Source organism: Duganella paludis, assembly GCF_054461335.1.
On sequence record NZ_CM136922.1, the window covers coordinates 1,152,437 to 1,164,261 of the forward strand.

General features: G+C 63.6%; 14 protein-coding genes. 5 read left to right on the forward strand and 9 right to left on the reverse strand.

What is annotated here, in order from left to right; all coding sequences use genetic code 11:
• Positions 1-5: 5 nt before the first annotated feature.
• The 9 genes from ACXZ1M_RS05200 to ACXZ1M_RS05240 all read right to left on the reverse strand — a co-directional run bounded on the left by ACXZ1M_RS05200 (position 6) and on the right by ACXZ1M_RS05240 (position 8,328).
• Positions 6-275, reverse strand: a complete 270-nt coding sequence (locus ACXZ1M_RS05200) for an acyl carrier protein (RefSeq protein WP_459052129.1) — start codon at positions 273-275, stop codon at positions 6-8.
• Positions 276-285: 10 nt separating this feature from the next.
• Positions 286-540 (reverse strand): phosphopantetheine-binding protein, encoded by a 255-nt coding sequence (locus tag ACXZ1M_RS05205; protein WP_459052130.1) that lies wholly within the window; start codon positions 538-540, stop codon positions 286-288.
• On the reverse strand, positions 533-1,315 hold the full coding sequence (locus tag ACXZ1M_RS05210) for a lysophospholipid acyltransferase family protein (protein ID WP_459052131.1): 783 nt from the start codon (positions 1,313-1,315) through the stop codon (positions 533-535). Before ACXZ1M_RS05210 ends, ACXZ1M_RS05205 begins: the two co-directional genes overlap by 8 nt.
• A complete protein-coding gene (locus tag ACXZ1M_RS05215) occupies positions 1,308-2,045 on the reverse strand; it encodes a beta-ketoacyl synthase chain length factor (protein WP_459052132.1) in 738 nt (245 codons plus the stop codon). The genes ACXZ1M_RS05210 and ACXZ1M_RS05215 overlap by 8 nt, the downstream gene beginning before the upstream one ends.
• 274 nt (positions 2,046-2,319) lie before the next feature.
• A complete protein-coding gene (locus ACXZ1M_RS05220) occupies positions 2,320-3,387 on the reverse strand; it encodes an ABC transporter ATP-binding protein (RefSeq protein WP_459052133.1) in 1,068 nt (355 codons plus the stop codon).
• A 25-nt stretch (positions 3,388-3,412) separates the two neighbouring features.
• Positions 3,413-5,182: an ABC transporter permease gene (locus tag ACXZ1M_RS05225; protein ID WP_459052134.1), complete on the reverse strand. Its 1,770-nt coding sequence runs from the start codon at positions 5,180-5,182 to the stop codon at positions 3,413-3,415.
• Between the two features lie 12 nt (positions 5,183-5,194).
• A complete protein-coding gene (locus ACXZ1M_RS05230) occupies positions 5,195-6,280 on the reverse strand; it encodes an ABC transporter substrate-binding protein (RefSeq protein ID WP_459052135.1) in 1,086 nt (361 codons plus the stop codon).
• Positions 6,281-6,298: 18 nt separating this feature from the next.
• Entirely contained in the window at positions 6,299-7,267 is a 969-nt protein-coding gene (locus tag ACXZ1M_RS05235) for a Bug family tripartite tricarboxylate transporter substrate binding protein (protein WP_459052136.1), read from the reverse strand.
• Complete coding sequence (locus tag ACXZ1M_RS05240; RefSeq protein ID WP_459052137.1) at positions 7,267-8,328, reverse strand: porin; 1,062 nt, start codon at positions 8,326-8,328, stop codon at positions 7,267-7,269. The genes ACXZ1M_RS05235 and ACXZ1M_RS05240 overlap by 1 nt, the downstream gene beginning before the upstream one ends.
• A 191-nt stretch (positions 8,329-8,519) precedes the next feature.
• Between ACXZ1M_RS05240 and ACXZ1M_RS05245 the strand changes: the two genes are divergently transcribed.
• The 5 genes from ACXZ1M_RS05245 to ACXZ1M_RS05265 are packed head-to-tail and all read left to right on the forward strand — an operon-like array spanning position 8,520 to position 11,812.
• Positions 8,520-9,233, forward strand: a complete 714-nt coding sequence (locus ACXZ1M_RS05245; RefSeq protein ID WP_459052138.1) for a response regulator — start codon at positions 8,520-8,522, stop codon at positions 9,231-9,233.
• Positions 9,234-9,237: 4 nt separating this feature from the next.
• On the forward strand, positions 9,238-10,704 hold the full coding sequence (locus ACXZ1M_RS05250) for a sensor histidine kinase (RefSeq protein WP_459052139.1): 1,467 nt from the start codon (positions 9,238-9,240) through the stop codon (positions 10,702-10,704).
• Positions 10,705-10,734: 30 nt separating this feature from the next.
• Positions 10,735-11,145: a nucleotidyltransferase substrate binding protein gene (locus ACXZ1M_RS05255; protein ID WP_459052140.1), complete on the forward strand. Its 411-nt coding sequence runs from the start codon at positions 10,735-10,737 to the stop codon at positions 11,143-11,145.
• A gap of 34 nt (positions 11,146-11,179) precedes the next feature.
• Positions 11,180-11,467 (forward strand): nucleotidyltransferase family protein, encoded by a 288-nt coding sequence (locus tag ACXZ1M_RS05260; protein ID WP_459052141.1) that lies wholly within the window; start codon positions 11,180-11,182, stop codon positions 11,465-11,467.
• 3 nt (positions 11,468-11,470) lie between these two features.
• The gene (locus ACXZ1M_RS05265; protein WP_459052142.1) at positions 11,471-11,812 is read left to right on the forward strand and encodes a ribonuclease E inhibitor RraB; all 342 of its coding nucleotides are present in this window, start codon (positions 11,471-11,473) and stop codon (positions 11,810-11,812) included.
• Positions 11,813-11,825: the final 13 nt, after the last annotated feature.

Consider the following 11,825-nt stretch of genomic DNA (forward strand, 5'->3'; position numbering starts at 1 on the left):
CGTGCTTATGCTGCCTGCTCCGTCATGCCGGCCAGCGCCTCAACGACGTCGCCGATGGTGCGGATGGTCTTGAACACTTCCGGCGCCAGACGCTTGCCGGTCAGTTGCTTGAGCTTCACCGCCAGGTCGACCGCGTCGATGCTGTCGATATCGAGATCGCTGTACAGATTCGATTCGGCCGTCAGCGTGGCCTTGTCGAGTTCAAACATCTCGGCCAGCAGGTCGACCACCCAGGCCTGCAACTGCTGCTTGTTCATTTCATTCAAGTCAATCATGTACTTCCCCTTACTTTTTTCTATGGCTTTCAATCATCGCCGCCAGCGCCTGCACCGAGGCGAAATGGCGGCGGGTATCTTCCGAGTCCGCAGACAGCGAGATACCGTACTTCTTCTGCAACGCGACGCCCAATTCCAGCGCATCGATCGAATCGAGGCCCAGGCCGTCGACAAACAACGGCGCCGCGCTATCGATATCGGCGGGCGTGATGTCCTCCAGTTGGAGCACATCGATGATCAATTCCTTCACTTCCTGTTCAAGCATGGCTTTGACACTTCCCCGTAAAATAATTTTGTAAAAACTCGGTCAACCTGCGCGCCGCCATCACTTCGCTGGCGTCGCCGGTGAAGCCCTGTATCGCCAGGTCGTCCTGGACGTCGATCCGTATCAACACCCGGCGCGGCGGCACGCGCCACCACTTCTCGCCCTTGCCCAGCGTGAGCGGCTCGCAGCGGATCAGCACCGGCGTCATATCGCGCACGCCGCGCACCGCGATATTGGCGGCGCCGCGCTTCATGCTGATGACGCCATTGGCCGGCGTACGCGTCCCCTCCGGGAACACGATCAGGTTATTGCCGCGCCTCAGGGAAGCGATGCAATCGTCCACCAACTGCGCACCACCCTCGTTGTTGATATAGCCGGCCGCACGCACCGGACCGCGCGTGAACGGATTGTTCCACAGCGCGCCCTTGACGATGCAATCTGCGTTCCGCACAAACGCCATCAGGAACACGGTGTCGATCAGTGTCGGATGGTTCGCCAGTATCAGCAAACCGCCCCGCTCCAGCTTTTCCAGCCCGCTGATTTCGTAGCGCAGCACGCCGAGCGCGCGCATCAGGTCCACGTAGGCGCGGAAAGCGCGGCGGATCACCATGCGCGCCGCCACCACTCGACGCTCCGGCTGCCGCACCATCAGGTTCAGCGCCGGGAACACGGCCACCCGCAGCAGCAGGCCGCCGACGCCGAACACCACAAAACTGAGGCCGGTGGCGAACACCCGCCAGTACAGCGACGCGCGCATCCCCAGCGCTTCAAGCATCGCGGCTCCAGCGCCAGCGCAAGCGGCCGTCGCACCGTTCCAGGCTGCGCGCACCGCCCTGCAGGAAGGCCGCCACCTGCAGGCCACCCGGCATGCCGCCGGCCGGCGCATCCTCGCAGGCGCTCCAATCCAACGCGACCAGATCAACATCAGCGTCGGCGGCCGTCATCAGCCACGCCCACGCATACGGCTGTTCCTCGCACTCCTGGAACGGTTCAAACAGTTCCGGCAACGGACAGTCGCAGGCCACCAGCAGCACCGCCGGCGCGCCGTCGGTCAGCAGGCCGCAGGCTTCGATCACCGCGTGTTCGATGGTCGCCGCGCCGGAGGCCAGCGCGATGTGGTTGGCGCGGTCGCCGCGCGCGATGGTGAACAGGCCCGGTATCGCGTTGTGCACCGCCATGCCGAAAGCGGTCGGCGACAGCGGCTCGCCGTTGGCCAGGTCGGTCAGCAACTCCACCGCGCGCGCCACGTCGCCATGGCGCGAACAAAACACGGTGGGGATATCGCTGCGGCCATCGAGGCAGGCGTAAGCCACTTCCAACGCCATCTTGCCGAGGAAACCGGCACGCCGGCGCAGCATCGGCGGCATCGCCTTCACGCCCGGCTCCTCGCCGGCGACGATCGGATAAGGCACCTGCGCCCACGCGGCCCATGCCTCGGGAGTGGTCAGGCCGGGCGCCCATTGGGCATGCCGGGCGATGGAAAAACGAACGCCATGAGTGCGCATGTTGAAAAAATATCCAGAGCAGAGTGAAAAAAGGGACGAACTCGCGCTCACATGCCGCAAAATGCAGCCGGCGTACTTTTCAAATTATAAACGAGCGATCTGTGCCGCACTCAAAAAAATAGACGCCGGGCAACTATTTTATTGATATTGCTCTAATCTTGTGCACAAATCCTGGCGAATTCTCGCCAAAAGTTAATGTGTTTTGACTAAGCACAAAAAAAACGGCGCCGCATGATTGCGGCGCCGTCCGGGCAATGCTGTCAAAAAATTAAGACTAGAACACCCATAGCTTATCGGCCGGCAGTTGCAGCCAGTAGCGGCCCGGCTCCAGGCGGTGGCGCGAATAGGCGCGCAGGTTGATTTCGCCGTCGGCGCTCTTGAACAGGCACTCGAAGCGGTCGCCCAGATACATGCAGGTCAACAGCGGCAGCTCGATCGCGTTGTCGACCTGCGCGGCGCTGACCTTCACCTCCTCCACCCGGATGATGGTGGCCTCGCCGCTGGCCGCGCCGCGCGCACTGGCCTGCAGGCGCACGCCGTTGACTTCGACCTGCACCTGCGCGCCGTCGCGCTGCACCACACGCGCCGGCAGGCGGTTGTTACTGCCCATGAACTCCGCAGTGAACAGCGTATCGGGCGTTTCATACATGCTTTGCGGCGTGCCTTGCTGCTCGATCTTGCCGTTGTTGAGCAGCAGGATGCGGTCCGAGATCGCCATCGCCTCGGCCTGGTCGTGCGTCACCATCAGCGCCGACAGGCCGAGTCGCACAATCAGCTCGCGCAGGAAGGCGCGCGCTTCTTCGCGCAGCTTGGCGTCCAGGTTGGACAGCGGCTCGTCCAGCAAAATCACCGGCGGGTTGTACACCAGCGCGCGTGCAATCGCCACACGCTGCTGCTGGCCGCCGGACAGCTGATGCGGATACCGCTCGCCCAGATGGCCCAGGCCCAGGTTCTTCAGCACGTCGTTGACCTTGTCCTTGATCTCGCTGGCGCCCAGCTTGCGCAGCTTGAGGCCATAGGCGACGTTGTCAAACACCGTCTTGTGCGGCCACAACGCGTAGGACTGGAACACCAGCCCGAGGTTGCGCTGCTCGGCCGGCATCTCGAAGCCGCGCGCACCGTCGAACACATTGCGCTCGCCGATGTTGATGGTGCCGGCCTTCGGGCTTTCCAGCCCGGCCACGGCGCGCAGCAGCGTGGTCTTGCCGCTGCCCGAAGGCCCCAGCAGCGCGACCACTTCGCCCTTCTGCAAGTGCATCGATACGCCCTTGAGAATCGGATTGGCGCTGGCGCCGGTGCCGTAATCCAGGTGCAGCTCGTTGACGGTCAGTTCGTTGGTCATGATGTCTCGTTTCATAATAATTCTCTCAATTGTGCAGCTTCACGCCGAAGCGCAGCGCGACGCCAAGGCCGATCGCCACCAGCGAGATGTTGATGAACGATAGCGCCGCCACCAGATCGGTGGAACCGGTCGCCCACAGCGATACCAGCAGCGCGCCTATCACCTCGGTGCCCGGCGACAGCAGGTACACGCCGGTCGAATATTCGCGTTCGAAGATCAGGAACACCATCAGCCACGCGCCCAGCAGGCCGTATTTGATCAACGGGACGGTGACGTCGCGCGTGACGCGGCCACGGGTGGCGCCGACGGCGCGCGCCGCCTCTTCCAGTTCCGGTCCCACCTGCAGCAGCGCGGTCGAGATCAAGCGCATGCCGTAAGCCAGCCACACCACCGAATACGCAAGCCACAGCGCGAAGATGGTCGAACGCAGAGAACGCAGCACCGGTATCGCATGCTCGCTCAGCCACAGCGCGGCGCCGTTGTCCATGCCCTTCAGGGCGCCATCGAGCCAGCTCGGAACGAACAGGAACACCCACAGGAAGGACAGGCCGGCCAGCAGGCCGGGCACGGCGCGTGGCACCAGCACGCTGTAGTCGAGGAAGCGGGTGATCATGTCCGGCTTGCGGTGCATGGCCAGCGCGATCGCACAGTAGCAGATCACCGCGCAGGCGCCGCCGATCACGCCGATCAGCACCGTGTTCAGGATGCCGCGCATCAGCGCCGGCTGCTCGATGATTTCACGGAAGTGCTGCAAGGTCAGCACGTCGGCCAGGTTCACGCCCTCGCCCCAGTACTGCACGAAGGAGCGCAGCACGATGCCCGACATCGGCATGATGATGGTGAACATCAGCCAGCCGAAGATCAGGACAAACGCCAGCCACTTCCAGCGGCCCAGCGGCATGGCCTTGGAACGCGCGCCCTTGCCCTTGATCGACACGAATTTGTTGGACGATTTGAGTAGCCAGCGCTGCACCATCACCAGCGGCATGGTCACCATCACCAGGCAGACGGCGACGGCGGCCATCAGGTGGTAGGACGGCGTGCCCAGTTTATTCGTCAGCTTGTACAGATAGGTGGCCAGCACCATGTGGCCTTCCGGGTCGCCCAGCACCAGCACCAGGCCGAAGACTTCGAAGCCGAGGAAGAACACCAGCACGCCGGCGTAGGCCAGCGCCGGGGTGATCATCGGCAGCGAGACGTTGAACATCACCTGCAGCGGCGAGGCGCCCGAGACGCGCGCCGCCTCCTCCACGTCCGAGCCCAGGCTTTTCAGCGCGGACGAGGCGTACAGGTAGACGTGCGGCACGTGCGTCAGGCCGGCGATGACGACGATGCTGGTGAAGGAGTAGATATTCCATGGGATGAAGCCGAGGATGTCCTTGGCCCACAGCGAGTAGAAGCCCACCGGTCCCATCGACACCACGTAGCCGAAGCCCATCACCATCGGCGAGACGAAAATCGGCACCAGCAGCAGCGGCGCGATGAAGCCCTTGCCCGGCAGGTCGGTGCGGATCATCAGGAAGGCCAGCATGCCGCCCAGCGGCACGGCGATCAGCGCCAGGCCGGTGGCCAGGTAGAAGGCGTTCTTGAAGGCGATCGAGAAATCGGGATCTTCGAAGATGAAGCGGTAAGCATCAAGGCCCAGCTCCTTGACCGGCATGAAGAACGGCGCGTTCAAAAAGCTTTGATAGAAAATCAGGAACAGCGGCAGGAAGATGACGCCGGCAGCCAGCGTCACGACCACGCCGCGCGGCCAATTGATACCTGGCCGGCCGGAGTGAGCGAGTGTTTGCATGATGTTTAATCCTTACTTCTTGCCTGCGGTTTCTTTCCACTGCTTGAGGAAAGCCATGCGCTTGGCCGGTCCCAGGAACTGCAGCAGGATAGGATGGACCGGCACCGGCTTGATCTTGTCGCTGCCGATCTGCTTGATCAGGTCCGCCGAAGTGGTTTCGCCGGTGACGTCGGCGCGGATCGCGAACAGCTTGGAGTCGTTGGCGATGATGGTCTGGCCGCGATGCGACAGCATGTAGTCCAGCCACAGCTTGGCGGCGTTGACGTTCTTGGCGGCCTTGTTGATGAAGAACACGCGCGACATCACCAGCGTGTAATCCTTCGGCAGCACCACGCCGATCGATGGATCGGTCTTGGCGCGCACCAGCGCGTAGGAACCGAGCACGTTGTAGCCGATCAGATTCTCGCCGGACGAGATGCGCTCCATCATGGTGCCGGTGGACGACTGCACGCGCACCTTGGCCACGCCGAAGGCGTTTTCCAGGTCAATGAAATGAGGATTTTCGCGTGCATCCTGCGTCATGAACATGAAGCCGACGCCGGATTTTTCGATGTCGTAGGTGGTGACCTTGTCCTTGAACTTCGGCAGCTGTATCAGCTTGGCGAAGTCGGCGTGCGTTTGCGGCACTTCCTTGGCGTCCACCATGCGCTTGTTGTAGACGATGGCGGCCGGCTCGAAGGTGGTGCCGTACGCCTTGTCGTCCCACACCGCCCAGCCGGGGATCTTCGACGCTTCCACCGATTTGTACTGCAGCGCGTAGCCATCCGAGGCCAGGCGCATTTGCAGGTCCATGGCCGAGGACCACATGGCGTCGGCGGTGTTGCCGCCGGCCGCCACTTCGGAGATGAAGCGGTTGTACACCTCGGTGGAGTTCATGTCGTTGTATTCCACCGTGATGCCGGGATACATGGCGCTGAAGTCCTTGATCAGCGGCTGCGTGGCCTTGCTGTCGGTGGCGCCGTAGATCACCAGCTTGCCCTCTTTCTTGGCGCCGTCGATGATTTTCTGGTAGTCGGCCGGATAGCCGGTTGGAACCTGCGCCAGTGCGGAACCGGCGAACAGCGCGCATGCGGCGGCCAAAGTTGTTTTCAACATCATCGTAATCTCCAAAGTTTTTTAACGCACCAAACCCAGTTCGGCGGCGCGTTTGCCGTAGTCGTCCACGGCTTTCTTGACATAGGCCGCCAGCGCATCGCCGGTCAGCCCGAAGGGATATAAACCAGAACTGGCACGCATCTGCGCGAACTGCGGGCTGGCCAGCACGCGGTCGAACGTGGCCACCCACCGCTGGTAGTCGGCTTCCGGCACGTTAGGCCCCATCCACACGCCGCGGATAATCGGCCACACTACATCGACGCCTTGCTCGCGCGCCGTCGGCACATTGGCCAGCACACCCGGCAGGCGCTGTTCGGACAGCACCGCCAGCACGCGCGTGTTGCCGCTAGCGGCGTACAGCGTCGCTTCGCTGGCGTCGCCGGACACCACGTGCACGAAGTTGGCGTGCATGGCGGTGAAGGCTTCGCCGCCGCCCTCCAGCGCCACGAAGCGCAGCACCTTGGGATCGAGGCCGGCGCTCTTCGACACCAGCGCCATCTTCAGCCAGTCCTGGCTGCCGATGGTGCCGGAGACGCCGATCAGCACCTTGTCCGGATTCGCCTTCAATGCCGCCACCAGGTCGCGCAGCGTCTTGTACGGGGAGTCCGCACGCACGGCGATCATGCCGTAGTCCGCACCCAATGCCGCCACCCAGCGCACGTCCGACGATTTCACCTTGCCGAACTTGCCCTGCGCGAGGTTGAGCAGCGAGCCGCCGGAAAACGCCACCAGCGTATTCGGCTCGGTGCGGCGGCGCGACACCAGCGAGTGCCACGCCACCGCGCCGATCCCGCCCGGCAGATAGCTGATGTGCATATCCGACGGCGGCGGGTTGGGCGTCTCGCGCAGGCCGGCCAGGCCTTTCTGCGCCAGCTTGCAGGTCAGGTCCATGGCGCCGCCCGGCTTGGACGGCACGATGCACTCCAGGCCTGCCGCCTGGGCCACCGCGCAGAAACACAATGCGCCGATGAGTGCCAGCAGGGTTTTCATCAGTAGCGGTGCTGCATGCCGATGGTCAGGCCGCGCTGACTGTTGCCGAAGCCGGCGTCGTCGCGCGACAGGCCGGTGAGCTGGCCGTTCTTCGCTTTCGCATAGGCGGCCGTCACGTGCAGGTCGGTGCGCTTGGACAGCGCGTAACGGTAGCGCGCCACGTACATGGTCGGGTCGGCGTCCTTGCCGGCGGCGACGTTCTTGACGTTGACGTGGTAGACGGCGCCGGTCAGCGTGGTGGCGCCGGTCTTGTAGGCGAGGCCGGCCCAGGTGGTGGTGGCGTCGACATCGGCGGTGAGCGCCTTGCCGGCCACCAACTTGTAGTCGCGCAGCACGGCCCACACCTTGATTGGACCGGTTTCGTAGTTGGCGCCGATGTGCCACACGGTGTTCTTGTCACGGTTGCCGGTGGCGACCACGGTGTTGCCGTTGTTGCGCTCCCAGGTTGCCATCAGGTTGACTTCACCCAGCTTGTAGACGCTGGTAAAGCCGGTCTTGGCGCTGTCCTGCGCACCGGTGGTCTGCTCGCCGGCGGCGTAGTTGGCGCCGACCTTCCAGTCGCCGAAGGTGCCCGAGTATTTGATGATGTTGTCGTACTGAGTGGTGAAACCGTATTTGCTTGGGCCGGTGGCCGGGCCGGAGGTGGCCCACGAGTAGAACGGCGCGAAGCCCATCGGGTCGAAGGCGATCACGGTGTCGTAGGTGCTGGTGAAGGAGCGGCCCACCACCACGCGGCCGAAGGCGCCTTCCAGGCCGACGTTGGCCTGGCGCTTGAACAGGGCGCCGTCCTGGGCGCCGGTGTCCATCAGGATGCCGCCTTCGAGGTTGAACACCGCTTTCAGGCCGCCGCCCAGGTCTTCGCTGCCGCGCAGGCCCCAGCGCGACGTGTTCATGCCGCCGGAAATCACGCGGGTCATGCTGCCGCCGGTCGGAGTCTGGTTGTTGGCGTTTTCCATGCCGACGTCCAGCAGGCCGTAGACCTGCACATTGGATTGGGCTTGAACGCTACCGGCGGCCGCAAACAGCGCCATGGCCGCGATGGCCAGGGGGGATTTCTTCATGAATATCTCCAAATATAGTTTTTGTGTGCCTGATTTTTGCAATCAGGTCTTCACTATAGGAGCGTCAATCTTTCAATTGCCTTTCAATGTCTCCTGATCGCCACATTTACCTTGAGGGCTTCCTTTTTGCCCGCCGTCGGCCCATGATGCTGGCCTTACCCTGCACTTATTTGAGCGAACTGGCAAGCACCATGCGCATACTGTTAGTTGAAGACCACACCGAATTGCAGCACTGGCTGGCCCGCGCCCTGCGCGAGGCCAACCTGGCCGTCGAATGCGCCGACAACGGCGCCGACGCCGACGCCCTGCTGCACACACAGGATTACGCGCTGGTGATCCTCGACCTGACCTTGCCGCGCATGGACGGGCTCGATGTGCTCAAGCGCCTGCGCGCACGCGGCGGCGCGCGCGCCAAGACGCCGGTGCTGATCCTCACCGCGCGCGGCGGACTGGAAGACCGCGTGCAGGGCTTGAACCTGGGCGCCGACGACTACCTGGCCAAGCCGTTCGAACTGGCGGAACTGGAAGCGCGCGTCAAGGCGCTGCTGCGGCGCAGCGTCGGCAACGAGACGCTAGTGCACAGTTGCGGCGCGCTCACCTTCGACACCGTCACCCGCATGTTCGCCTACGCCGGCAATCCGCTGGCGTTGACGCCGCGCGAACACGCGGTGCTGGAAACGCTGATCAGCCGCAGCGGCCGCGCCGTCTCCAAGGAAAAGCTGTTCGACGAGGTGTTCTCGCTGGGCGACGACGCCAACCTCGACGCCATCGACCTGTACATCCACCGGGTGCGCAAGAAGCTCGACATCCCCGGCCCGGATGCCGCCGTCATCACCACCCTGCGCGGCATCGGCTACCTGCTGCAGCCACGCGCCGCCGTCGGCGCGCCGGGCACGCCGGCCTAACGGCATGACGGTCTTCAGCGCCGTTGCGCGCCGGCTGCGTTCCGGCGACATGCCGGGCAGCCTGCGCGGCCAGCTGCTGCGCTGGCTGCTGGGGCCCTTGCTGGTGCTGGTGGCGCTCAACACCCTGTCGGTGTACCACAATGCGCTTGATGCGGCCGACACGGCCTACGACCGCTCGCTGCTGGCCTCCACCCGCGCGCTGGCCGAGCGGGTCTCGGTGGTGGACGGCAAGGTGGTGGCCGACGTGCCCTACGTGGCGCTGGACAGCTTTGAAACCGACACGCTGGGCCGCATCTACTACAAGGTGACCGGCATCGCCGGCGAGACGGTGTCCGGCTACGGCGACCTGCCAGCGGTGCCGGCCAACGTGCCGCGCTCGCAGGCCTACCCTGCGCTGGTGCGCTTCTACCACGCCAACTACAACGGCCAGCCGGTGCGCATCGCCGCGCTGCTGCAGCCGGTCTACGACGACTCGATGCGCGGCATCGCCCTGATCCAGGTGGGCGAAACGCTGGAGGCGCGGCGCGTGCTATCCAACCAGATCCTGTTCGATACGCTGGTGTGGCAAGCCTTGCTGCTGGCGGCGGTGGCCTTGCTGGTGTGGTTCGCGGTGCGGCTGGTGCTGCGGCCGCTGATGAGTTTAAAGAGCGCGGTGGAGACGCGCGGCCTGAACGACGCCTCCGATGTCGACGCCACGCTGGTCCACAAGGAAGTACGGCCGCTGGTGGCGGCGCTCAACAGCTCGCGCTCGCGCATGCATGTGCTGATCAACAGCCAGCGGCGTTTCATCGCCGATGCCTCGCACCAGCTGCGCACGCCGCTGACGGTGCTCAAGACCCAGGCCGAACTGGCGCTGCGCGAATGCGACCGGCCGGGCGCCGATCCCGAATTGAGCAAGGCCGCGCTGCGCGAGATCGTCCACAGCATGGCGGCCACCACCGACTCCACCGTCAACCTGGCCAACCGTTTGCTGACCTTGGCGCGCATCGAGCACCGCGCGGAAGACGCCAACACAGCGGTCTCGCTGCGCGATATCGCGCGCAAGGTCGGGCTGGAGCTGGCCATCGCGGCGGTGGCGAAAAACATCGACCTGTCGCTGGAAGCGGAACAGGAATGCCTGGTGCACGGCCAGGAGTTGCTGCTGCATGAAATGCTGGCAAACCTGGTGGACAACGCGCTGCGCTACACACCGCAGGGCGGCGCCGTAATCCTGCGCGTGGGCGAAAGCACCGATGTCGTCACGCTGGAAGTGGAAGACAACGGCCCCGGCATCGCCGCCGCCGAGCGCGAGCGGGTATTCGCGCCGTTCTACCGCGCCGCCGCCACGCTGGAAGGCAATCCGGGCGGCCACGGCCTGGGCCTGGCCATCGTGCACGACATCGCCACCCTGCACGGCGCCGCCATCACCCTGGCCGACGCCGCCGAAGGCCGCGGCCTGAACGTGCGCATCGCCTTCAACGCGGTAAAATAAACCTATTTCGCCTCCTCCCAGGTGCTCATCATGAGCGAGCAACACACCCGCAGGCTGCAACGACTGTCGAACTATCAGCGGGCACTGGCTCAACTGAGGAAGTTCGTCGACAAGGCGGAACTGAACGAGCTTGAGCAACAAGGCATGATCAAGGCATTTGAGTTCACCCATGAGTTGGCCTGGAATGTCATGAAAGATTATTTTCACTATCAGGGCAACTACAACATCCACGGCTCGCGCGATGTCACACGCGAGGCATTTCAACTTGGCCTGATCGGCGATGGCGAGGTGTGGATGGGCATGATTCAAAGCCGCAATCAGTCTGCCCACACGTACAACAAGCACACGGCCGATAAAATTGCCGCCCTCATCCCAGTCAGTTATTTCCCGTTGTTCTGCGATTTCGAGCAACGGATGGTGGCACTGTCCCATGCGCGCTGACTCCATAGCCTCATCACACGGTTTGCCGGCTCACATGGTAGCCGCCATTGCCACTGTGCTGGCAAGTTTCCCGCAGGTCGAGCAAGCCATTTTGCACGGCTCACGCGCACGCGGCGACTTCCGGCCCGGCTCCGATATTGACCTGTGCCTGGACGGAAACGGCCTGACCTTGTCACTATTGTTTAAAATAGAGCATGCGCTGGACAACCTGCTGCTACCTTATAAGATCGATCTGGCAATACGTGACCAGATCGACACCCCCGAACTGCTGGCCCAGATCGAGCGATTGGGCGCCAGCTTCTACCGCCGCTCCAAGGAATGAAACATGATTAGCAAAGAAGAAATGGTCACGCTGTTCGATGACATGAAAGCCAACGCCCCGTGGGATCTCAGCAAGCCGCTGCTGTGGGGTTACTTTTTTGCCGATGCCGACAAGGCCAAGCTGGAAGCCGCCCAAGTGCCGCTGAAAGCCCAGGGCTACCAGATCGTCGGCATCTACGACTCCAAGCCGGAAGCCGGCGTGGGCGCGTTGTGGTGGCTGCATATCGAAAAGGTCGAGAAGCACACCGTCGATACGCTGCACGCGCGCAACCAGGAGTTCTACAAGTTCGCCGACGAGCACCAGCTCGAATCCTACGACGGCATGGACGTCGGCCCGGCCACCTAAGCCAGGCCAATTT

What these genes read in the sequence shown, in the direction of transcription:
- ACXZ1M_RS05200 (WP_459052129.1), bottom strand. Translation starts at nt 275, where the DNA reads ATGATTGACTTGAATGAAATGAACAAGCAGCAGTTGCAGGCCTGGGTG.
- ACXZ1M_RS05205 (WP_459052130.1), bottom strand. Translation starts at nt 540, where the DNA reads ATGCTTGAACAGGAAGTGAAGGAATTGATCATCGATGTGCTCCAACTG.
- ACXZ1M_RS05210 (WP_459052131.1), bottom strand. Translation starts at nt 1,315, where the DNA reads ATGCTTGAAGCGCTGGGGATGCGCGCGTCGCTGTACTGGCGGGTGTTC.
- ACXZ1M_RS05215 (WP_459052132.1), bottom strand. Translation starts at nt 2,045, where the DNA reads ATGCGCACTCATGGCGTTCGTTTTTCCATCGCCCGGCATGCCCAATGG.
- ACXZ1M_RS05220 (WP_459052133.1), bottom strand. Translation starts at nt 3,387, where the DNA reads ATGACCAACGAACTGACCGTCAACGAGCTGCACCTGGATTACGGCACC.
- ACXZ1M_RS05225 (WP_459052134.1), bottom strand. Translation starts at nt 5,182, where the DNA reads ATGCAAACACTCGCTCACTCCGGCCGGCCAGGTATCAATTGGCCGCGC.
- ACXZ1M_RS05230 (WP_459052135.1), bottom strand. Translation starts at nt 6,280, where the DNA reads ATGATGTTGAAAACAACTTTGGCCGCCGCATGCGCGCTGTTCGCCGGT.
- ACXZ1M_RS05235 (WP_459052136.1), bottom strand. Translation starts at nt 7,267, where the DNA reads ATGAAAACCCTGCTGGCACTCATCGGCGCATTGTGTTTCTGCGCGGTG.
- ACXZ1M_RS05240 (WP_459052137.1), bottom strand. Translation starts at nt 8,328, where the DNA reads ATGAAGAAATCCCCCCTGGCCATCGCGGCCATGGCGCTGTTTGCGGCC.
- ACXZ1M_RS05245 (WP_459052138.1), top strand. Translation starts at nt 8,520, where the DNA reads ATGCGCATACTGTTAGTTGAAGACCACACCGAATTGCAGCACTGGCTG.
- ACXZ1M_RS05250 (WP_459052139.1), top strand. Translation starts at nt 9,238, where the DNA reads ATGACGGTCTTCAGCGCCGTTGCGCGCCGGCTGCGTTCCGGCGACATG.
- ACXZ1M_RS05255 (WP_459052140.1), top strand. Translation starts at nt 10,735, where the DNA reads ATGAGCGAGCAACACACCCGCAGGCTGCAACGACTGTCGAACTATCAG.
- ACXZ1M_RS05260 (WP_459052141.1), top strand. Translation starts at nt 11,180, where the DNA reads ATGGTAGCCGCCATTGCCACTGTGCTGGCAAGTTTCCCGCAGGTCGAG.
- ACXZ1M_RS05265 (WP_459052142.1), top strand. Translation starts at nt 11,471, where the DNA reads ATGATTAGCAAAGAAGAAATGGTCACGCTGTTCGATGACATGAAAGCC.